The sequence below is a fragment of the Mesorhizobium amorphae CCNWGS0123 genome, from assembly GCF_001686985.1.
Taxonomy (GTDB): Bacteria; Pseudomonadota; Alphaproteobacteria; order Rhizobiales; family Rhizobiaceae; genus Mesorhizobium; species Mesorhizobium amorphae.
Genome location: NZ_CP015318.1, coordinates 2,898,306 through 2,919,481, shown reverse-complemented (window position 1 = coordinate 2,919,481; position 21,176 = coordinate 2,898,306). Strand labels below are relative to the sequence as shown.

Annotated in this window: 21 protein-coding genes and 1 pseudogene; 7 read left to right on the top strand and 15 right to left on the bottom strand. The window is 63.2% G+C overall.

The features are described 5' to 3' along the window. Positions 1-84: 84 nt before the first annotated feature. Positions 85-600 (bottom strand): hypothetical protein, encoded by a 516-nt coding sequence (locus tag A6B35_RS13540; RefSeq protein ID WP_139032212.1) that lies wholly within the window; start codon positions 598-600, stop codon positions 85-87. 236 nt (positions 601-836) lie between these two features. Here A6B35_RS13540 and A6B35_RS13535 point away from each other — a divergent pair, with 236 nt between their 5' ends. Together A6B35_RS13535 and A6B35_RS13530 are read left to right on the top strand one after the other, a co-directional pair. Beyond that, positions 837-3,512, top strand: a complete 2,676-nt coding sequence (locus A6B35_RS13535; RefSeq protein WP_006202617.1) for a DUF6212 domain-containing protein — start codon at positions 837-839, stop codon at positions 3,510-3,512. A gap of 140 nt (positions 3,513-3,652) precedes the next feature. Further along, positions 3,653-3,943 carry a hypothetical protein gene (locus tag A6B35_RS13530; RefSeq protein ID WP_139032213.1) on the top strand — a complete coding sequence of 97 codons (291 nt, stop codon included), beginning with the start codon at positions 3,653-3,655 and terminating at the stop codon, positions 3,941-3,943. Between the two features lie 29 nt (positions 3,944-3,972). Here the strand turns inward: A6B35_RS13530 and A6B35_RS13525 are convergent, their stop codons facing one another. After that, on the bottom strand, positions 3,973-4,986 hold the full coding sequence (locus A6B35_RS13525; RefSeq protein ID WP_006202619.1) for a glycosyltransferase family 2 protein: 1,014 nt from the start codon (positions 4,984-4,986) through the stop codon (positions 3,973-3,975). A 205-nt stretch (positions 4,987-5,191) separates the two neighbouring features. Here A6B35_RS13525 and A6B35_RS13520 point away from each other — a divergent pair, with 205 nt between their 5' ends. Both A6B35_RS13520 and A6B35_RS13515 read left to right on the top strand, forming a co-directional pair. Beyond that, the gene (locus A6B35_RS13520; RefSeq protein WP_006202620.1) at positions 5,192-8,425 is read left to right on the top strand and encodes a DUF6212 domain-containing protein; all 3,234 of its coding nucleotides are present in this window, start codon (positions 5,192-5,194) and stop codon (positions 8,423-8,425) included. 150 nt (positions 8,426-8,575) lie between these two features. Further along, positions 8,576-9,352 carry an OmpA family protein gene (locus A6B35_RS13515; RefSeq protein ID WP_006202621.1) on the top strand — a complete coding sequence of 259 codons (777 nt, stop codon included), beginning with the start codon at positions 8,576-8,578 and terminating at the stop codon, positions 9,350-9,352. Between the two features lie 57 nt (positions 9,353-9,409). Here A6B35_RS13515 and A6B35_RS13510 read toward each other — a convergent pair whose 3' ends face one another. From A6B35_RS13510 to A6B35_RS13475, 8 genes are all read right to left on the bottom strand, one after another. Then, a complete protein-coding gene (locus A6B35_RS13510) occupies positions 9,410-10,624 on the bottom strand; it encodes an MFS transporter (protein ID WP_006202622.1) in 1,215 nt (404 codons plus the stop codon). Further along, positions 10,621-12,015, bottom strand: coding sequence for an FAD-dependent oxidoreductase (locus A6B35_RS13505; protein ID WP_006202623.1), 1,395 nt, complete (start codon positions 12,013-12,015; stop codon positions 10,621-10,623). The genes A6B35_RS13510 and A6B35_RS13505 overlap by 4 nt, the downstream gene beginning before the upstream one ends. 48 nt (positions 12,016-12,063) lie before the next feature. After that, positions 12,064-12,384, bottom strand: coding sequence for an ArsR/SmtB family transcription factor (locus A6B35_RS13500; protein WP_006202624.1), 321 nt, complete (start codon positions 12,382-12,384; stop codon positions 12,064-12,066). 65 nt (positions 12,385-12,449) lie between these two features. Further along, a complete protein-coding gene (arsC, locus tag A6B35_RS13495) occupies positions 12,450-12,872 on the bottom strand; it encodes an arsenate reductase (glutaredoxin) (protein ID WP_006202625.1) in 423 nt (140 codons plus the stop codon). Continuing rightward, positions 12,869-13,558, bottom strand: a complete 690-nt coding sequence (locus tag A6B35_RS13490; protein ID WP_006202626.1) for an aquaporin — start codon at positions 13,556-13,558, stop codon at positions 12,869-12,871. Before A6B35_RS13490 ends, arsC begins: the two co-directional genes overlap by 4 nt. A gap of 2 nt (positions 13,559-13,560) precedes the next feature. Next, positions 13,561-14,070 carry an arsenate reductase ArsC gene (locus A6B35_RS13485; RefSeq protein WP_006202627.1) on the bottom strand — a complete coding sequence of 170 codons (510 nt, stop codon included), beginning with the start codon at positions 14,068-14,070 and terminating at the stop codon, positions 13,561-13,563. Between the two features lie 70 nt (positions 14,071-14,140). Next, positions 14,141-14,473, bottom strand: coding sequence for an ArsR/SmtB family transcription factor (locus A6B35_RS13480; protein ID WP_006202628.1), 333 nt, complete (start codon positions 14,471-14,473; stop codon positions 14,141-14,143). A 105-nt stretch (positions 14,474-14,578) separates the two neighbouring features. Further along, the gene (locus A6B35_RS13475) at positions 14,579-14,947 is read right to left on the bottom strand and encodes an antibiotic biosynthesis monooxygenase family protein (protein ID WP_006202629.1); all 369 of its coding nucleotides are present in this window, start codon (positions 14,945-14,947) and stop codon (positions 14,579-14,581) included. 97 nt (positions 14,948-15,044) lie between these two features. Between A6B35_RS13475 and A6B35_RS13470 the strand changes: the two genes are divergently transcribed. The 3 genes and pseudogenes from A6B35_RS13470 to A6B35_RS37160 all read left to right on the top strand — a co-directional run bounded on the left by A6B35_RS13470 (position 15,045) and on the right by A6B35_RS37160 (position 16,045). Then, positions 15,045-15,521, top strand: a complete 477-nt coding sequence (locus A6B35_RS13470) for a MarR family winged helix-turn-helix transcriptional regulator (protein WP_006202630.1) — start codon at positions 15,045-15,047, stop codon at positions 15,519-15,521. After that, a pseudogene (locus A6B35_RS37165) lies at positions 15,502-15,741 on the top strand (cytochrome b/b6 domain-containing protein); the annotation flags it as partial. The gene A6B35_RS13470 and the pseudogene A6B35_RS37165, both read left to right, overlap by 20 nt. A 37-nt stretch (positions 15,742-15,778) precedes the next feature. Beyond that, a complete protein-coding gene (locus A6B35_RS37160) occupies positions 15,779-16,045 on the top strand; it encodes a cytochrome b (RefSeq protein WP_280110135.1) in 267 nt (88 codons plus the stop codon). A gap of 40 nt (positions 16,046-16,085) precedes the next feature. On the opposite strand, the gene A6B35_RS13460 is transcribed toward A6B35_RS37160, so the two are convergent. The 5 genes from A6B35_RS13460 to A6B35_RS13440 all read right to left on the bottom strand — a co-directional run bounded on the left by A6B35_RS13460 (position 16,086) and on the right by A6B35_RS13440 (position 21,102). Further along, positions 16,086-16,982: an aminoglycoside phosphotransferase family protein gene (locus A6B35_RS13460; protein WP_006202631.1), complete on the bottom strand. Its 897-nt coding sequence runs from the start codon at positions 16,980-16,982 to the stop codon at positions 16,086-16,088. A gap of 85 nt (positions 16,983-17,067) precedes the next feature. Then, positions 17,068-17,895 (bottom strand): carbohydrate ABC transporter permease, encoded by an 828-nt coding sequence (locus tag A6B35_RS13455; protein WP_193364561.1) that lies wholly within the window; start codon positions 17,893-17,895, stop codon positions 17,068-17,070. Between the two features lie 14 nt (positions 17,896-17,909). After that, positions 17,910-18,845, bottom strand: coding sequence for a carbohydrate ABC transporter permease (locus tag A6B35_RS13450; protein ID WP_006202633.1), 936 nt, complete (start codon positions 18,843-18,845; stop codon positions 17,910-17,912). Next, a complete protein-coding gene (locus tag A6B35_RS13445; RefSeq protein ID WP_006202634.1) occupies positions 18,845-20,113 on the bottom strand; it encodes an ABC transporter substrate-binding protein in 1,269 nt (422 codons plus the stop codon). Before A6B35_RS13445 ends, A6B35_RS13450 begins: the two co-directional genes overlap by 1 nt. 158 nt (positions 20,114-20,271) lie before the next feature. Further along, positions 20,272-21,102, bottom strand: coding sequence for a helix-turn-helix transcriptional regulator (locus A6B35_RS13440; protein WP_006202635.1), 831 nt, complete (start codon positions 21,100-21,102; stop codon positions 20,272-20,274). Positions 21,103-21,176 lie beyond the last annotated feature (74 nt).

Here is a 21,176-nt window from a genome sequence, read left to right as displayed (position 1 = left end):
TCTCAGCCGCCAGATGAATCAACAACGGCGGGCGCTATCGAGCGCACCCGCCGTCGCGATACTTTTCAGCACCGGCTCTTGCGATCAGCCGCCACGCAGGCGTGTCGGACCCAGGTTTGCGATGGCCACACGCTGTTCGGACGGACAGGTCGGCAAATAGCGGCTGGCATCCGCGTATGTCATGGTCGCGATGGAGCCCTTGAGCCCACCGCGCTTCGCGATCCAGCTGCGAACCCAGCCCGGGTAGTTCTTCATCATGAAATTCGCGGCTACCTGGTTGCCCCGCGCCCCAGCGCCATAGGGCAGATGGAAGCCGAACGACGCCCTCTGTGTGACACACACTTTGCCCTTGGGCATGGCCAGGTACAGGGTGCAGGCCGAGTCGCACGCGCCGTTGAAGCGCACAAAGCCGCCGCTGCGGCGCATTTTCAGCACACGGATGGCATAGTCGATCACATAGCCGCCGCGATCGCCGCTGATCGTCTTGACGTTGGCAGTGCCGAGCTTGATGCTTGGGCGCAGCAATTCACCTGCAGTGCTTGCCGAGACCAGTGCGCCCATCAAACCGAGCGCGCCGAGAAACTTCATTGTCGTTTTCATTTGCGCCTCCTGCTATGCCGTCAATGCCTAGCCGGGAGGCGTAAAGATTGATTATTCCGCATCGCTAAAGTTGTAACAGTCGATTGATTGTACAGGTGTTTTAGAACCTGCTTGACGATTTGGTTTACCAATGGCGCTGAAGGATGATCACTGAAAAGTAAACCCGGCGCAGGCATCATTGTCGATGGACCGCGCTGCGGAAGCGCGTTCGGCGGAATTGGATCAGAGGAACTTCGATGGCCGTTGGTGGCAAGGAGCGGAGGCCGTTGGAGCCGCAAGGCAGGCCTCGCCGTGTCTGTGTCGTGACGCGGGCGATCGGGCCTGGCGACGACGACACAGCCACGGCGGAACTGGCCAGGCTTTTCGCCGGGGACGGTGACGAGGTCACCCTGCTATGGGTTCCGGGGAGCGATGTGCCTTCCTCCGAGGAGGTGGCAGCGCGTCACCGTGAGTTTGAGGCAGCCTCCGTCCGACTGGAAGTGCTCGACAGGTCCGATCAGCTGCTTCCTTCGCTGGCGACGCCCGAGAGCCAGTCCGCTGCGCTGCTGCACTACCTCGAACGGTCCGGCCACGATCTGGTCTACGCGCCCCTCGAGGGCGGATTGCCCTACTATACGCTGCTGGCGGTCGAGACCGGGGCCTTTGCCGCTCCGCCGGTTGTGGTCATTGCCCAGGCGCCGCTGGAATGGGCGCATGAAGCCGACAGGGCGTTCATGGGAAGCACCGACGCAATTGCCGTGACCTACATGGAGAAATATTGCGCGGAGATGGCTGATCGCACGATCTGCGCGTCTGCCGCACTGCGCAAGTGGATGTTGTCGAAAGATTGGAAGGTGAAGAAGGCGGTGGTGACGCCGCTGCTCCAGGATCGGATCGACCAGGCAGGCGTGCGATCGTCGGTCGGGAAACAAAGCTCAAAAGAACTTGTCGCCTTTGCCGGATGGCACCTTCGCGATGGCATGACGCTGTTGTGCGATGCATTGGACATCCTGGCGCCGACGGCGCCCAAAGGCCTGACGGTCACCGCATTCGGACCATTCGGAAAGATCATGGGCGAGCACAGTGGCGGCCTGCTTCTGCGACGCGCCGAGCGGTGGCCGTTCAAGCTCAACATGGTGCCGCGCGCGAACCTTGCGGCAAAGCTCGACTACGCCACGCGCGCCGGCGCGCTTGCCGTCATACCCGCCCGAGCCGCATCGACCGGCGGAGCCGTCGCCGCATGTATCGAAGCGGGATTGCCATTCGTTGCAACCAATGTCGGCGCGCACGCCGAGACCTGGAAGCCACAGGCAAGGCAACCGCGACTGGTCGATGCCGACGCTGCCGCTTTGGCGCAGGCGATCCTGGCGGCGCTCAAGGATCCCCCTCGCCCATTGCCGATCGACAGCCTCGGCCAATGCCGTCAGTCATGGCTGGATACGCGCAATGTGCCGACGCCGGCCAAGCGGAGGCGCATCCATAAAGGCGCCGGATCGTCACCGCTGGTCTCGATCGTCATGGCCCATCGCAACCGGCCGCTCTATCTGAAACAGGCGATCGCGGCGATCGAAGCGCAAACCTACGATCAGCTGGAGCTGGTGCTGGTCGACGACGGAAGCGACCTAGACGAAGCCAGGCGACTGCTGGATGTGTTGGAGCCGACCTTCCGTCAGCGCGGATGGAAGATCCTGCGGCGGCCGCAGCGGCATCTCGGCGCGGCGCGAAATGCCGGCATCCGTGCCGCGCATGGCGAGCTGATCCTGTTCGTCGACGATGACAACGCGCTGTTTCCGGAGGCTGTCGAGCATTTCGTGCGCGCCATGGCAATTTCAGGCGCGGACATCTGCACCGCGTTCCAACTGATCTTCTATGAGGATTTCGTGCCCGGGGACCGGGCCGATGGGCTGATCCAGTATTTGCCATTGGGTGGTCCCGACACGCTTGGCCTGATCCACAATGTCTATGGCGATGCCAATGCGATGGTGCGTCGATCCGTCTTTGCACAGATCGGGTTCTGGATCGAGCAACCGGGCTACGCCATGCACGACTGGGAATTCTTTGCGCGAGCCTCGCTTGCCGGGCTCAAGCTCAGGCCTATTCCAAAACCGCTCTACTGGTACCGCTCGAAGCCTGACGGAATGTTCCGGACGTCGAATTGGTACGACAATCGCCTCCCCGTCATGGAAGCGTTCAAGTCAAGCCAATTCGGTGATCTGGGGCAGCTCTACAAGTTGGCCATCGCCCAGAATACGGCGCAATCCGAGATCGAAAGCGCGCGCGAAAACCTGAAGTATACACCCGCCAATCGGAAATATCTGGAGCTCTGCGACGTCGAGCCGAACAGCGATGCCGCCATGGCGAAACTTGCCGCCATTGCCGCATCGGTCGGTCGCCCCGACACGGCAGCCACCTTGCTTGGACGCCCCCAAGCCGATGAGCGCCGTGACCCGGACAGCGCAGATGTCGGCTCGAACACTCTCGGCTTCGACATGTTGAGGGGCGCACGGCTGCTCACACCGCGCCCCTCGCCTCTCCCCTTGCTGCTGGTCGCACCGGATGGCGGTGGAGTGTTCCTGCGTCCGCATCTGGAGGGTGCGGTCGCCGCATCGCTTGATCATCATTTTCCGCCCTTCTTCCGCAAGATAGAAGCAATCGTCGAAGTCGCGCATGCCGACGCACCGGCAATGGACTTCGCCCTGGCTCTCGCCCGCCCCGATCGAACCATAGACTGGCAGCAGGACATCGCCGCCCAAACGATTGCCTTTTCGGGGTGGATCACCGTGAAAGACAAATTCGTGCGCCACCCCCTGGTGGTGATGCTTCACGCCAGGCGCAAGATGCCGCTTTCTATCGTTCTTGCGGTGCGTTTTGCGGCGACGCCCAATGGTTTTCCGACCAATGCCTTCTTTCGAAAGCTGACGCTCAGCGGATAGCAATCCAGCGGGCGAGCAGGCCCCGAGACCCGTTAACCATTCCCCAAGAGAACGGCTGCTTGGCCGCTGTTATGGTTGACAAATTACTAACAACTAATATTATCAAGGGGCTATGGGGTTCGAAGTGGAAGGGGTGTGTAATGCGTAAAATCCAATCGCTACTGTTGGGTGGACTTAGTGTTCTGGGCGTCAGCGTTGCTTTTTCCAACGTGGCGCAGGCGCAATTGGCGGTTGCTCCCGTCAAGGAGGCCGAGCTTGCTTGCGAGCAGGCGCTTAAGGTCGGCACCATCGAGGCGCTCGAGGACTATCTGCACCGTTATCCGAATGCTCCGACGGCCTGTAAGGCGCTTGCGCTCAACAGCCTGTCCCAGTTTGCGGCGGAAGGTGGGAATGGAAACGGTGGCGATGGCGGCGGCCGCTACGGCGGATAGGTCTTAGCTGCGTCTTCCCGTTTTGGCAGTCAGGTGGTCGCGTCGCCGTCAAGGCGCCGCGCAGTCAGGCTCGACACAAATTCGGCATAGCGATCCGAGGTTCTCATCCAGCCGAGATCGACGAGCTGCGCGGCGTCGCCGCGATAGCGCACAGACCGATGGTTGCGGAGCGCCAGTTTCGGATCGCGCTCCAGCGCTTCCATGTAAGCGGCGCGCTCCTCGAGCGTCTTTTCCTTCAGTTGCGTGTTCTCGCTCAGCGACGACGCCGACTTTTGGCGGAACCCCCAGACGAACTTGAAGTGAAGCAACGCGACGCGCAGTTCGCTGAACCGGACCTTGCTGATCGTGTGCTGCGCCACGTGGTAGTGCGTGCCCCGCCCCCATCGCACGATCGGCACCTTCGTCAGGCACGGGGGAAACGTCTGCTTGAACCGGCCGTGCCAGAAAACGCGTTCCCGCACGCCACCGAACATCTGCTCCGGCGGATACAAGCCGTCGCGGGCTCGCAGCCATCCGGGCTCCGGATCGAAGTAGGGTGAAGCCTCGATGAGCGGTTTCGTGCCGTCATAGCTGTATTCGGCCAGCGGGCCGTCGGCATACATGTCGATCATCGAGCCGATCACGGCTTCGGCGCCGGTCGAGTCGAGATAGCTGCAAAGCTGGCGCAGGTTTACCCGCCCAAGATCGGGATAGACGAGAAGCTCGTCGGCGTCGACCGAAAGGCACCAATGGCCGGTGCCGAAGACGTTCATGAGCGTGTTGATCCATCGCGGCGGATCGATGTTCTCGGCGAAATGCGATCCCTCGGTGTGGAAGCAGTGGCTGTCCGGCTGTTCCAGGATCAGCTCACGGGTGCCGTCCGTCGAACCATTGTCCAGGAAGAAAAAGCGGTCGACGCCAAGGCCGCGGTAGTGGTCGAGGATATGCGGCAACAACGTCGCTTCGTTGCGCAGGCCGACAAAGCACAGGATCTCGCCATCGGCTATGTCGATCTGCCGATCATCCAGCCGCGCGAGATGTCTTGGGGGTAGAAGGCCAATCATCCGAACGTCTTCAATCCGTTTGCGCGCGAAAGACACGTGCGTTATGCCCGCAAGACAATTATCAAAGTGTTATCCAACTGTTGGCAAGACTGTTTCGAGCGGGGCAGGCTGACAGACGGACTAATCGGGGGACTGATTGAGCGTTGGTTCTAAGGCAGGCGCGACGCCCAAGGGCAAGCGACAAGCAAATCAGAAGCCTCGCAACGTGTGTATCGTTTCGGAGGTTGAGTTCGGCTCGACGGTGACTGCCGATCCCGGGTCGGCAAGCTACGCGCTGGCGCAGCATCTGGCGAGAACCGGCGACACCGTGACCCTGCTCTGGGTGCCGAGCCCGCTCGGCAGCCAGCCTGATGCGAACGAGATCGCCAGGCTGGGCAAATGGTGCTTCGACAATTTCCTGGTGCGGCTCGAATTGCTGCCGCCATCGCCCCAGTTGCTGCGCGGCAATGAGGCGAGCGACAAGAACTCGGTCGCCGTCTACCACTACCTCAAGCAGAATGATTTCGACGTCGTCTATTTTTCGCTCGAGGGCGGCCTGGCGCATTTCCCCACCGTCGCCAAGCGGACGGGCGTTTTTCCCGCTCCGCCTGCGATCGTCGTGCTCGCCCATGAGCCGCTCATGTGGAAGCTGGAGGCCAATGCCCGCGCGGTCGAGCAGAAGGACCAGATGACCGTCGCGCACATGGAAAAGACGTCGGCCGAGACCTGCGACCATCTTGTCGTCACCGGCCAGTCCCTGCTCGACTGGATGACCAAGGCGGGATGGAAACTGCCCGCCAGCCGTCACATTGCCGCGCCGCTTGAGCCTGAGGAGTGGCGTTCGAACTTCGCCGTCGATCATTACCGGCCGCGCGAGCGGCCGACAGCCGAAATTGTTCATTTCTCGGGCACGGAGGCGCGCGGCGGACTGACGCTGTTTTGCGATGCGCTCGACCGCCTGGCCGACAGCGGCGTGGCCGACCTGGCGGTGACCGTCGTCGGCGCGTTCGGTCATGTGCTGGGCGAACATTCGGGCGGCATGATCGTTCGCCGGGCGCAGCAGTGGCCGTTCAAGCTGAAGCTCCTGCCCATTCGAGACGAACCCGAGATCTTCAGATATCTCCGGCAGAGCCATGCACTGGTGGCGATTACGCACACGGCTGCTCAGCTTCCGCTCGATGTGGTGACATGCCTCGATGAGGAGATCCCGTTTGTCGCGACGGATGTCGGCAGCGTTCGCGACGTGCTCCATCCGAGATCGGCCGATGCCATCATGATGGAGGCGTCCGCGTCGGCCATCGCGGCCAAGATTGCGTCAGTGCTGGAAAGCCGATCGTTCGGCCCGGCCAGGCCGCTGCACAAACGGGACGTGCGTGAAAAAGCCTGGAGCAGGCTGCACGCGAAATTCCGCAGGGAACCCGCCAAGGCCCCAGGCCGAAGCCGGAGCCGGCCACCGCTCGTTTCAATCATTACGGCGCACTACAATCGCGCCAGCCTGCTGCCCCAGGCGATTGCCTCGGTTCGGCGCCAAGATTACCCAAACATCGAACTGGTCCTCGTTGACGACGGCAGCACCGATCCAGCTGCCGTCCAGTTGCTGGCCGAGATCGAGCCGGAGTTCGTGCAGCGCGGCTGGCGGATCATCCGGCAGAAGAACGGCTTCCTCGGCAAGGCGCGCAACACCGGAATCCGCGCGGCCAAGGGTTCGCTGATCCTGTTCCTGGACGACGACAACGTGCTGTTCCCGAACGCCGTCAGTGCCTTCGTTGCCGGCATGCAAAAGTCCGGTGCCGATATCTGCACGACCTTCGCCAAGTGGCTCAACGAACCTTTCGTGCCGCCGGATACGAAGAGCGGTTACATGCTCTATTTTCCGGTCGGCGGACCTACGGACATCGCCCTGATCACCAATCCGTATGGCGATGCCAACGCGATGTTCCGGCGCGAGGTTTTCGACAAGATAGGCTACCTCAACGAGGAGCGAGGCTTTTCGGCCAGCGATTGGGAATTCTTCCTCCGCGCGGACCAAGCCGGCCTGGAGATTGTCACCGTCCCGGAGCCCCTCTATTGGTATCGCTCATCGCCGACCGGCATGAACCGAAATGCCGAGTGGCTGCGGAACCGCAAGCCGATCATCAACGTCTTCCGAAAGCACAAGTTCGCGAATACGGACATGTTCGTGCAACTCGGCATCAGCTCGAACACCGCCAATCATGAGAAAGAACTCAACCTCTGGAATCTGGAGCTTCGGGTCAAGGACGAACGATATCTCCGGTTGAGCGCAGTTTCCCCCAACAGCGCGGACGCGATGCAGCTGCTGGCCGAGATCGCGGCACGCGAAGGCAGGGCGGATACCGCAGTTTCGCTGCTCGCCCATGCCGGGCGCCCCGACTTCACCCTGGGTGTCGTCGAAATGCTCAACGCAGCGGCCGAGGAAACCGTGCCGGAGTTGCATTCCTCGCTCTACCGCGAGCAGTATCTCTCCGCCGAACCCCTGCGCCTGGCTCATATCGGCTCGTATCCCGATGACGATCCGGCCCTGCTGAGCTATGTCGAGCAATCGCCGGACCAGCTGTTTCTCGAAGCCAAGGGCAGCAATATCAGCATGGCTTTGCTGAAGGGCGTCTGCCCGCCGGGCGTCACTGGCGCGACCTGTTGGATTTACCTCGATGAGGAACTGACCGGTCGTGCGCAGTTTCAGCTCGCCATCGTGGATGCGGAAAGCCAGACCTTCGGCAATCTCGCCCAACTCCTTGAGAGTGATGGCGGAAGCGGCTGGGCCGATGTCAGCCGAGCGCACGAGTCGCGCGAGATCATGGCGACTGTCAGTTCGCCGGCGACCGACAGGCGCGATCTGCTGCTCGCGGTCAGGTGCGGCGGCAGCCTCCCGAATGCACGGGTGCTCGGCGGCTTTTCGGGCATCCAGATCCGCCATGCCGTTTCGACCGGCGCGAGGCGTCCGCGCCTCGGCGCGCCGCAGCAACGCCGACGCATGCGCCGAATGACCAGTGACGAGCTGAAGCATTCGACGCTGGTGACCGACCATCCCTCCGATCTGCCGGCGTTGCTTGTCGCCGGCGACAATGGCGGCATATTCCTGCGACCGAGTACGCATGGCCCGGTTGTTGCCGCCCTCAACTCTGCTTTCCCGGCCTTCGCCAGAAGTGTCATAGCAACAGTAGAGATCGCTCATGAGGAAGCGTCTCCATTCGAGTTCGCCATGGCGCTGGGCAGGCAGGAAGAAAAGCTCGTATGGAAAGGCGATGCCCCGGTCGGTGTCTTGGCGTTCTCCGGATGGACGCGGGTTTCGAAACCTTTCGAGCTGCATGATTTGAAGGTTTCAATCCGGGAGATCGATCGCAAATGGCTGACGATCTATCTGGCCATCCGGCTGCCGCGCGGCTCGAAGCCGATGCCATCCAACGCCTTTTGGCGCAAGCTGCTGCTGGTGTGGGACTGAGGACGGCATCGTCGACGGTGCAGACCTGGATGTTTGTTTTTACGCAATTCCAAAGGAAAACCGTTACACACTTTTCCTGGAATTGCTCTAACCTGTCGAAATCATGGGAACGGCAGTAGGTTCAGTATGTGCACAGCAGGCGCCTTGAAAATGAAGATGTCATTCAGTCTTGTCCTGGCATTTATAGTCGTTGCCGGGAGCATCTTGTCTTTCGGAGCGGCCGCCCAGGAACCTGATGTTGGCCCTAAATGCACCCAGTGGAATTCGTTCCGTGTCCTGTTCAAGAAGGGAGACGGCAAGATATCGGACGAAGCCGCGAACGCGCTGACGGCTTTCATCAAGGAGGCCGGGCACGATTGCGGCTATAGGCTTTATGCAACGGCGAGCAAGGAAGGTGGCTACGACAAGGCCTACGACATTGCCGGCCGCAGGCTGAGTGCGACCGGCGACTTTCTCAAGGCGCAAGGCGTCAAGCCGGAGATGGTGCTGGCGCTTTCGCATTGGGTCGACGACGGCGCCGCCGACACCAACACGGCGCGGAGCGCCATCCTATACACTCTCCCGAAGCAAGGGATATCGTGCCGGCAGTATGAGAAGCGCGACCCTGTCCAGATTAACCTCTTTTTCTACAACCAGTCCTCCGTGATTTCACGGCAGATCAAGGACGACCTCGACAAGTTTGCCGCCAGCATCCGAGACTCGCGCTGCAATGTCGAACTGACGGGCCTGGCTGCCAAGGAATTCACCGGCTCCAGCGCCGCAAAGAAAAACAAGGAACTGGCCAAGAAGCGCGTGAAGGCGATCGTGGATATTTTGACCGCGGCCGGGATCGACAGCGACCGGCTCATCGACACGAACGTTGAGTACGTAGGCGACAAGAAGCCGAACGTCGCGACCAGTCGTCTGGCGACCGCGTCCCTGATGTAGTGGCTTGTGGAGTCCGGATCGGGCTGGCGCCTTCACCGCGCGTTCTCGAGCGATCGGCTACCCCGGCTGCAGCAGAATGCCCCTGTTGCGGCCCAACAACCAGCGCAGGCCGAACGCCAGCACGACGTTGAGCAGCGCAAGGCCGCCAAGTACGGCGAGCGTGCCTTGCGCTCCCGTCCATTGCATCAGCACCGCGCCCATCGACGGCGCGGCGGCCTGGGCGATCAGGCTCGGCATGGCCAGGCGACCCATCAATTTCGCGTAGCCCGACGGACCGAACAATGCGAGCGGCAAGGTGCCGCGCGCAATCGATTCAAGGCCGATGCCGGCGCCGTAAAAGCCGAGCGCCACCGGCACGGCCGGCATGCCGATCCAGAGTGCAGAGATGCCTATGGCGACGAAACTCGCCGAAGCAAGCTTGGTCCAGATGGGATGATGGTAGCGCGCGATCATCATTTCGATGGCGCGTGCCGTCACCTGGAACGGGCCGACCAGGGCGCCAAGGCCGACGGCGGCGGCAAGCGCCAGGCCGCCGGCCTGCAGAATCGCCAGCAGATGCACCGACATCGTCGAGGAGATCACCGCGGCAAGCGTGATGGTGGCGGCGAGCACGATCATCAGCGCCAAGGACGGATCACCCACAGGCGCGCGTTTGGCGTTTCCTTCCGCTTCGGTTCTGCTGCCGCGCGGTGGCACCCCGCGCGGCAGCAGCGCGAGATAGAGCGGCAGAGCGACAAGCAGTTGCACCGCCGCGTAGACGAGGCAGGCGCCGCGCCAGCCGATCTCGGCCATCAGGAAGGCGGAAATCGGCCAGCAGACGGTGCTGGCGAAGCCGCCGAACAGGGTCAAGGTGGTGATCGCCGAACGCGCGCTGTGGCCGTACAGGCGGCCAAGCGTCGCGAAGGCCGCGTCATAGAGCCCAGCCCCCATGCCGAGCCCGATCACGAGCCACGCGCCGACATAGGCCGCAACGGTCGGCGCCGCCGCCAGGCCGATCTGGCCGACGCCGATGCAGACGGCGCTGAAAGCAAGCACATTGCGGCCGCCATGACGTTCGATCGAGGAGCCGACTCGCGGCGAGATCAAGCCGGCGACCAGAAGCCCGAGCGACAGGCCGCCGACCACCCAAGCCAGCGGCCAACCGGTCTCTGCGGCCACTTTCGGCGCAATGACCGCCGGCAAATAGTAGGAAGAGCCCCACGCCATGATCTGCGTCAGCCCAAGCACGGTGATGATCGTGCCGCGGCTACGCATGCCCGACGCAATGCTCATGCGGCGACGCCGCAGCCGCAGCCACTCTTGCCGGCAGTCTTCGCCTCGACATCGGCGACGCAGCACGCATCCACCTCTTGCGGCGCCGGGCCGCCGCAGCAGCCGTCAGACGCGCTTTCGGCCGAGGCGAGCGATCCCGGCACCACGCAGACGCCGGTCTCGGGCAGGACCAGTCGCATAGCATCGGCGGACGCGGTGTCGCCTGCCAAAGCGGCCGCGACCGAGCGCACCTGTTCGTAACCGGTCAAAAGCAGGAAAGTCGGCGCCCGGCCGTAGCTCTTGATGCCGACCGTATAGAAATCTGCCTCGGGATGGCTGAGTTCGCGGTGACCGTGCGGGGGCACGTCGCCGCAGGAATGCTCGTTGGGATCGATGAGCGGCCCCAACGCCTTGACGCTTTCCAGCCATGGATCGAGATCGAGCCGAAGCTCCCTTGTCAGCGTGAGGTCGGGCCGTTGCCCGGTGGCGGCGATGATGCGGTCGACCGGGCCGATCCGCCGCAAGCCGTCTTCCGTCTCGCCCTCGACGATCAGGCGACCGCCTTCGTCGCGAATGGCCACGGTGGCAAAACCGGTGACAAGCGTGACGCGACCGCTTTCGGCAAGTTCGCGCGCATCGGCGCCAAGCTCACCACGCGCCGGCAACTGGTCGGCATCGCCGCCGCCATAGATGCGCACGAGGTCGGTGCCGCGAGCCGTCCAGATGGACGCTGTTCCAGGTTCGGCATCCGCCAGCCTGGCGAGATCGAGCAAGGCATTGGCCGCCGAATGGCCGGAGCCGGCGACCAGCGTGGTGCGGCCGGCGTAAACGCTGCGGTCGCGACCGAGAATATCGGGGATGCCGTAAGCGATGCGATCGGCGAATTCCATCTCGCCCTCGGCCGCGAGGCCGCCGGCACCGAGCGGGTTCGGCGACTGCCATGTGCCCGAAGCATCGATGACGGCGCGGGCACCTTCACGCCTGGTGCCATTGGCAGTCTCGACCACCAGCATGAAGGGCCGTGCCTCACGCCCCCTGCTCCGCACCTTGTCAGCGCCCCAGCGCGAGATGCCGACAATTCGAGCGCCGGTTTCGATCACCGGCGCCAACTCGGGGAGTTTCGCCAGCGGCTCGAGATAGAGATCGACAAGCTCATTGGCGGTGGGAAACGCCTCGGGATCAGGCATGTTCCAGGCATGCTCTTCCAGCAACTCCCTCGCCGCCCGATCGACACAATAGCGCCAGGGCGTAAAAATCCTGACATGGCCCCAATCGCGAAGGTTGGTGGCAATGTCGCCGCCGGCCTCGTAGAGCTTCACTGGCAGGCCCTGGCGAAGCAGATGGACGGCTGCCGCCAGGCCGACAGGGCCGGCACCGATGACTGCTACCGGAAGATCGTTATGCTTGTTCATTTTGCTACCTTCCATAATTCCGGGACTATCGAAATATAAGGCAAAAAATTATGCCGCCGCCTCTCCCGCGGCGGGATTGCTGGCGGCATCGGCGCAGCATTCGTCGGCGAGGAAGCCGACCAGATCCCGCATGATCGGATAGTTGGCGCGGCAGATCAGCGTCGTCGCCTGCCGCTCCTGCGAGACAAGGCCGGTCAGGATGAGGCGGTGCAAATGATGCGACAGCGTCGAGGCGGCAATGCCCAGATTTTCCTGCAGAGTGCCCACCGGCTTGCCCGCCTCGCCGGCCCGGACCAGGATGCGGTAGAGTTTCAACCGCGTCGGGTTGCCCAGCGCCTCGAGCTGTTTTGCTGCTTGTTCGAGTTTCATGGAAATATCCGTACGCCCAGAATCAGCCGGTCGTCAACCGAATTTCGAAGAAATTCGAAATAGGCTCAGACGACCCGCTTGCCGTCGGCGCCGATCACCACCTCGCCGTCCTCCTTGGTGAAAGGGCCGATATCCGGATTGGGCAGGATGTCGAGAACAGCTTCCGACGGCCGCGCCAGCATGGCGCCGAGCGGCGTCACCACGATCGGCCGGTTGATCAGGATCGGGTGCGCCAGCATGAAATCGAGGATCTCGTCGTCGCTCCATTTGGCATCGCCGAGGTTCAGCTCGGCATAGGGCGTGCCGCTCTCGCGCAATAGCTGGCGCGGCGTCATTGCCATGGCGGCGATCAGTTCGATGAGCTTTTCCCTCGACGGCGGGTTCTTCAGATATTCGATCACCTCCGGCTCCTCGCCGGACTGGCGGATGATGGCCAGCGTGTTGCGCGAGGTGCCGCATTGAGGGTTGTGATAGATGGTGATGGTCATGCGGTGGGTCTCATCTGAGGCAACGGTTTCGGTTCGGCAAGCAGCCAGCCGGCCAGCGCCATGGCCAGCAGCGCGCCGGCAAGCTCGGCGACGATGAAGGCCGGGACATCGAGCGGCCGGATGCCGGCAAAGGTGTTGGAGAAGGCGCGCGCGACGGCGACGGCCGGATTGGCAAAGGAGGTCGAAGCGGTGAACCAGTAGGCTGCGGTGATGTAGAGACCGACCAGCCACGGGATCGAGTCCGGACGGGCGCGCAGACCGGCAAGGATGGTGAAGACGAGGCCGAAACTGGCGACCAGTTCGGCGATCCACTGCCCCGTGCCGCTTCGCACGGTGGTGGAAAGCTCGACCAGGGGCAGACCGAACATGGCGTGCGCGATCAGCGTGCCTGCAATGCCGCCGGCGATCTGGGCCAGGACATAGGCCAATGCAGCCTTGGTTTCGATCTCCCGGCGCAACCCGAACACCAGCGTCACCGCCGGGTTGAAATGGGCGCCGGAGACCGGCCCAAGAATGGTGATCAGCACCACCAGAATGGCGCCGGTCGGGATGGTGTTGCCGAGCAGGGCCAATGCCACATCGTCGGTGAGCCGGTCGGCCATGATGCCCGAACCGATGACGGCGGCGACCAGCATCGCGGTGCCGAGGGCTTCGGCGACGAGACGGCGGGGCAGATCGAGGGTCATGCTCAGCCGGCCCTTGGCAGATCGCGGCCGATCTCATCCAGCCGCTTCTGCAAGGCCAGTTTGCCGACGGTGCTCATCGGCAGGCTGACGAAGATCGAGATGCGGTTGTTGAGCATGCGGTAGGCTTCGGCGAAGGCCAGATGCCTTTCCGCATCGGTGCCCTCGACTTCGGCGGGGTCGGGCACGCCCCAATGCGCGGTCATCGGCTGGCCCGGCCAAACCGGACAGGATTCATTGGCGGCGTTGTCGCAGACGGTGAAGACGAAATTCATCTCTGGTGCGCCGGAGACCGCAAATTCTTCCCAGTCCTTCGAACGGGCAAAGGAGGTGTCGTGGTTGAGCGTCTTCAAGAGCTGCAGCGTGAATGGATGGACCTCGCCCTTGGGATGCGAGCCGGCGGAATAGGCCTTGAACCTGCCGGCGCCGACCCGGTTGAGGATCGCCTCGGCGAGGATCGAGCGCGCCGAATTGCCGGTGCAGAGAAACAAGACGTTGTAGATCTGATCGCTCATCAATTCCTCCCTATCTTCTTGTCTGACCATGATCTTTTTCGAAAACGGTCCTTCGGTTCGGGATCATGCTCTAACATTTGCAGGTCACCGCCTGGATGATGGGCTGGCAGAGCTCCGGAGCGCCGTTGCAGCAATCCTCCATCAGATAGGCGAGCAGGTCGCGAAAGCCGGTCATATCCGGTGCATAGCGGATGCTGCGGCCCTCGCGCTCGGCACTGACCAGCCCGGCATGGTCGAGCACCTTCAGATGCGCCGACATGGTGTTCTGGACGATGTCGAGCCGCGCAGCGATATCGCCGGCGGGCAAACCGCCTGTCCCGGTGCGCACCAGCAGCCGGAAGACTTCGAGGCGCGTGTCTTGGCCCAGCGCCGCCAATGCGCGAAGAGCTGCTTCCTTGTCCATCCATATATCCATAAATCCGGATTTAAGGATGCCTAACGCGACCTTGTGACAGCTGGATGACAGACGGACGTGGAAGCCGGTACCACGGCTTCACGTCCGTTGTTGCTAGGCGACACAGATACCGGGCACCGCGACCTTCTGGAACAGATGCGGGGACGCGACAGCCGAGGACGGATAGGCCGAGATCTTGGCCCTGAACTGCGGATGGGTGAAGGCGGCGCGGAAGGCGGCGGTCGTTTCCCACACGGCATAGTTCAAATAGGTCGGGCTGTCGCCGATCGCGCGGTGGAGCTGGGTCGAGATGAAGCCCGGCTGCTGCTTCATAAAGGCGGCATCGTCCTGCCACACCTGGAGGAAGGTCTGCTCGTCGGCCTTGTCGAGCGTGAAAAGATTGACCAGCACGACGGCGCTGGCGTCGATCGCGACCTGACGGTCGATGGGGAAGGCAGGGTCCATTGGGCGTATCGCAGTCATCATAAGGCTCCGTCTAAGTGGTGTTATGCTGTCACTCTGTTATGATGCATACATACCAACTTGACACTATGATGTCAATCACGATATAGGATGACAAATGAGCGAACCCATTCGAACCCCGGCCGGTGACGCCTTGAACGATCTCGTTCTCGACCTGTTCAGGCTCAACAGCCGAATGCTCGCTGCCGGAGACAGGCTGGTTGCCGGCCTCGGCCTGACCAGCGCCCGCTGGCAGGTCCTCGGCGCCATCGTCATCGCCGAGCGGCCGCAGCCAGTCGCCTGGCTGGCACGCGATCTCGGCGCCAATCGCCAGAACGTGCAGCGCATCGTCAACGACCTGCACAAGGAAGGGCTCGTCGCGTTCGGGGCCAACCCGCATCACCAGCGGGCGCAACTCGTCGTTCTGACCGACAAGGGAAGACAGGCCTTCGACGCAGCCATGCGCCTGCAGGCGCCCTGGGTGAACAGGCTCGCCGACGGGCTCGTGGTCAGGGATCTCAACACAATGCACGCCGTGATCACGGCGCTGCGCCGGAAACTCGAAGGAGACATGGATGCAGAAGAGCAGAGCTGACCGCTACGGCACCGTAGCGGTGTCCATTCACTGGCTGAGCGCCATCCTGATCCTGGCCCTGCTCGGCTCCGGCTTCAGGGCCGCCAATGCGATGGATGCGGCTGCGAAGACCGACCTCCTTCGTTTCCACATTCCGGTGGCGACCGTGGTCTTGCTGCTGACGGCGTTCCGCATTGCCTGGTGGTGGCGCTTCGATCTGCGGCCGCTTCCCGCGCAAGGATCGCCAACCTGGCAGGAACGCATCGCACGCCTTGTGCATGTCACTTTCTACATTATCCTACATTATCATTCTCGGCATGGCCGCCAGCGGCATCGGCATGATGGTCCTGAGCGGTGCTGCCCCGGTGATCTTCGGCCAGAGCAACGCGACGTTGCCGAATTTCACCGACTATCCGCCGCGTGCGCCGCATGGCTTCGGCGCCTTCGTGCTGGTGGCGCTGCTAGTGTTCCACGCCGGAGCGGCGCTCTACCACCAGTTCATTCGGCGTGACGGGCTGCTCCGGCGCATGTGGTATGGCGCGTAGCCTGATCGCGGCGAAAGTTCTCCTGCGTGACCAAGTCGGTTTATCGACGATAAACCCGCCGATGGTCGGCCAGCACCTCGTCGATGACCGTCCAGGATTTTTCCGCCTCGCGCTGGTTGCCGTCATGGCCGGAAGCGGTGATGAGAGCTTTCCAAAGGGCCCAGCCTCGAGCGCGCGCCCAGGTCTGCTCATCGAGGGCGAGCGCATCGCGGAAGGCTTGCCGGCTCTCCCCGGAAAACTCCGTCCAGGCGATCACCAGGTCGCAGGCGGGATCGCCGACGGCCGAACTGCCGAAATCGATGACGCCGCAGAGGCTTCCGTCCTCGACCAGCAGATTGCCTGAAGCGACGTCGCCATGGACCCAGACCGGCGGACGCTGCCATTCGGAGCCAAGCGCACTTGCCCAAACCTCTTGCGCGGTAGCCGTGTCGATGCACCCGGTCAGTGCCGACAGTGCGGTGCGGGTCTCGGCGTCGTAGACCGCAAGCCGGCCGCCGCGATGGAAATTGTGTTGCCCCGCCGGCGGGCCATCCTTGGCATCGATGCGGTAGAGGGCGAGCAGAAAATCGGCCAGCGAGCGGGCGAACTGGGTGGGATCGGCAATCCCGCCGTTCCCTGCCGGCTGGCCGCGCAGCCAGCCATAGACCGACCAGGACCAGGGATAGTCTTGCCCGGGCACACCCTTGGCCCGCGGCACCGGGATCGGCAGCGGCAGATGCGGCGCGAGCCGGGGTAGCCAGCGCTGCTCCTTCTCGACCTGCGCGGCATAGGACGCCGCGCTCGGCAGGCGCACCGACATGTCGTCGCCGAGACGGAAGGTGCGATTGTCCCAGCCGCCCGGCTCGACAGGTTCCACCGGCAGGTCCGCCCAGTGCGGAAACTGCGCGGTAATCAGCCGGCGAACGAGCGGGGTGTCTATCGAGACGTCTTGATGCATTCGAGCACTGCTTGTTGATGAAAGTATCCGGTGACCCTAGCCAAGGACTGAGCGGCGCGAAACGAGAGCCATCGCCAAAGAACGCTCAACCCTTCACGCCACCCGCGGTGAGGCCGGAGATGATCTTGCGCTGGAAGATCAGCACGAGGACAACAAGCGGCACGGTGACGATCACCGACGCGGCCATGATGTTGCCCCAGGGGATCTCGAACTGCGAACTGCCGGACAGAAGCGCGATGGCGACTGGCACGGTCCGCTGTTCGTTGCTGGAGGTGAAGGTGAGCGCGAAGAGGAACTCGTTCCAGGCGCCGATGAAGGCGAGCAGCCCGGTGGTGACCAGCGCCGGCCACATCAGCGGCAGGAAAACGCGGGTGATGATGATCCAGGGCGTCGCGCCGTCGAGGATCGCCGCCTCCTCGATCTCGAGCGGCAGGTCGCGAACGAAGGCGGTGAGCACCCAGACGGTGAACGGCAAAGTGAAGATCATGTAGGAAAAGACCAGCGCCAGTGGCGAGTTGTAGAGGCCAAGCGTACGGATCAGCTCGAACAGGCCGGCAAGCAGCGCCACCGGCGGGAACATGGAGACGGAGAGGATGGCGAACAGCAGAAGCGAGCGGCCGCGGAAGCGGATGCGCGCCAGCGCATAGGCGGCGGTGACGCCAAGGAACAGCGAGATGGCGACGACGGCGCCGGAGACGACCAGCGAGTTGAGGAGGTTGCGCGGGAAGGTCCCGTCGGTGAGGACGGTCCGGTAGTTGGCGACGCTGATCATCTTCGGCCAATAGTCGACCTCGAACAGCGCCGTCCCCGATTTCAGGCTGGTGACGACGGCGTAGTAGAACGGGAACACCGCGATAATGACGATGACCGCGACGAGCAGGTAGAAGGCGGCGCGGCTGACGATCCGCATGATCAAAGGCCTCATGATCAATAGTCCCTGTCCAGCCTGACCCGGCCGAGCCACAGCACGAACATGGTCAGCAAGGCGAGGATGAGGAAAAGCAGCGTCGAGGCGGCGGAGCCGTAGGCGAATTTGTCGAACTCGAACAGGTTCTCGCGCGCAAACACCGAGATCGATTTGGTGTGCGCATTGTTCGGCGTCAGCACATAGATCAGGTCGAAGATACGCAGCGCGTCGAGGCCTCGGAAGACCACCGCCACCATCAGTGCCGGCCGGATGAGTGGCAAGGTCACCTTCCAGGACACCCGCCAGGGGCTCACGCCATCGATCCGCGCAACCTCGTAGATCTCGCGCGGCAGCATCTGCAACGCGGCGAGGATGAGAAGCGCCATGAACGGCGTCGTCTTCCAGATATCGACGATGAGGACGGCGACCATCGCCGTATCGCCGCTGGCGGTCCAGGCGATCTTCGTGCCGATCAGGCCGAGGCTGAGCAGGACGTCGTTGATGATGCCGAACTGGTCGTTGAGCATCCACTGCCACATCTTCGCCGAGACGATCGTCGGGATCGCCCAGGGGATGAGGACAGCGGCGCGCACGAAGCCGCGGCCTGGAAACTCGGCGTTGAGCACCAGTGCGACGATCATGCCGAGGACCGTCTCGCAGGTCACCGAGATCACAGCGAAGCGCACCGTGTTCCAGACGGCGCGCCACCAGGCTGGGTCGACGAGCAGGCCGTCGTAAAGAACCCGGCCGCTCGGCATGCTGAGCACCGAGAAATAATTGGCAAAGCCAATCCAGCGCCCCGCCTCAAGGTCGGCCAGCGAAGTGTCGGTGAAGCTGAAATAAATGGTGCGCAGAAGCGGCCATCCGGCGACAGCGGCGAGCACGACGAGCATTGGGGCAAGGAACAGCCACGCCGCGCGCACGCGCTGGCGCATCAGCCTGGAACGCGCCTGCATCACCAGGCGGCGCCCTTCAGCTTCGTCAGCGTCACTTCGAGATCGGCGAGGTTGTCGGCGGCCGTGCCTTCGCCGGAGAGCGTCTTGTGCACGGCGGTCCAGAACGCGTTGGACACCTCGTTGTACCTGACCTTGGCCTCATTCGAGGGACGCGGCACGGCATTGAGGAACACGTCCTTCCAGCGCGGGATGACCGGTTGCTCCCTGGCGATGTCGGCATCGTCGTAGAGCGCCTGGATGGTCGGCAGATAGGATGCCTTCAGCGCGCGGTATTTTTGCATCTCAGGTGAGGCGACCCATTTGACCAGCTCGATCGACGCCTCCGGGTTCTTCGAATATTTGGAAACGGCGAGGTTCCAGCCGCCGAGCGTTGCCGCCGAGCGGGCGCCCTCGCCCGACCCGGGCGGCAGCGTGGTCACGTCGAACTTGCCCTTGATCGGCGAGCCTTCGCTCTCGCCCAGCGAATAGGCGTAGGGCCAGTTGCGCATGAAGACCGCGTTGCCGGTCTGCCAGACGCCGCGCGACTCTTCCTCCTGATAGGCGAGAACGCCCGGAGGCGCGATGGTGCCCACCCAGCCCTTGGCCATGTCGAGGGCGGCCGCCGCCTGCGGATTGTTGATCGAGACCGTGCCGTCCGGCTCGACGATCTGGCCGCCGCCGTTCGACATCACCCATTCGAGCGCGTCGCAGGTCAGCCCCTCATAGGCGTTGCCCTGGAAGACGAAGCCCCAAATGTCCTTGTGGCCGGCCTCTCGTTCCTTGTCCATGACCAGCTTGGCGGTGGCGGCAAGCTCGCTCCAGCTTCCCGGCAGCTTGGCGCCATACTTGTCCAGCAGGTCCTTGCGGTAGTAGAGCGCCGGCGCGTCGGTGAATATCGGCAGCGCCACCAGCTTGCCGTCGACGGTCTGCGACTGGATGATCGACGGGAAATGGGCCGCGACGACATCCTTGGTCGCAGCGGTCAGGTCGACGAGCTGGCTGGCCAGTTGCGGCGCCCAGATGACGTCGGTCTGATAGACGTCGATGTCGCTGTTGTGGGCGGCGAGCCAGAGCCTGTATTGGCCGAACTGGTCCGTGGTCGAGGTCGGCATCGGAATGATGGTGACCTTGTTGCCGCTTTTCTTCTCGTACTGGTCGAGGATGTCGCGAAGCACCTTCAGGCCGTTGCCGGTGTCGCCCGACACGATGGAGAGGTCGACGGCCCGGGCCGGGCTCCCAGCCAAGACGGCAGCGACGGCAAACGCAAGCAGTGCGTGAAAGAACTTCATGGCGGCGGGTCTCCTCCGGCAGCCGACCGAAACGGACAGGCCATGCCTGACCGTGCCGGCTGCTCACGACGCGCCCCGCCCTCTCCCGCATTGAACTGCGAAGATGCGTGTTGGGTTCCCTATATCGGCTGGTTCATTTTCGACTTGTGGTTGTTGCCTTATGCGGCGGCGCGCCAGGCGCCCGGCGACAGGCCCTTGATGGTCTTGAACACTCGGGTCAGATGGCTCTGATCGGCAAAGCCGGTCGCGACGGCGATCTCGGCCAGCGGCATGTCGGTCCGCATCAGCACTGAGGCGGCGCGGATGCGGCGGTCGCGCAGGTACTGTCCCGGCGTCATGCAAGCTGCGCGATGGAAGTCGCGGATGACCTGGAAGCGGCTGACGCCGGCGGCGCTGGCCAGGCGCGCAAGGTCGAAGCCGGCAGCGAGATCGGACTCGATCAGCTCGCCATAGAGGCGGAAGCGCCTCTTCGCCTCGCCGCCGTCCGATGCATGAATGTTGCCCTTGCCGTCGCCGAAGCGGTTGACGAGTTCGCGCAGCACCACCAGCATCGCCGCTTCCTGCTCAAGCGCCTGGCCCGCCAGACGGTGCGCGCGCACGAAGGCTCGCGCCAGGTCGGGCGCCTGCAAGATTCCCTCAGCGAACATCGGCAAGCCCGGCAATTCCAGATCGTCGGCGATCTCGCGCATCAGGACCACATCGGGATAGCAGGTGCGATAGGCCCAGCCGGAGGCGCAGCCCTTTTCGCCGTCATGTGGATCTTCGGGATTGACGGTGATGATCGAGCCCGCCGGCGCCAGATGGCTGCGGCGGCCGATCCTCAGCTTTTCGACACCGCCGACGACGACACCAAAGACATAGGTCGGGTGGGTGTGCAGCGCATAGGCATGGTCGCGGTAGCGGGCGGCGAGCATTTCGAGACCGCCAAGGCCGGCATGCCGCGTCAGCCTCGCGGCATCGCGTTCTCTCTGTTCGCTGGCGTCGCTCATGGTACCCCAGCCTTCTCGAAAGCACGTGGCCCGTCAATCCCGTTCAAGACCAGGAGCCAGGCAACCGGATATCC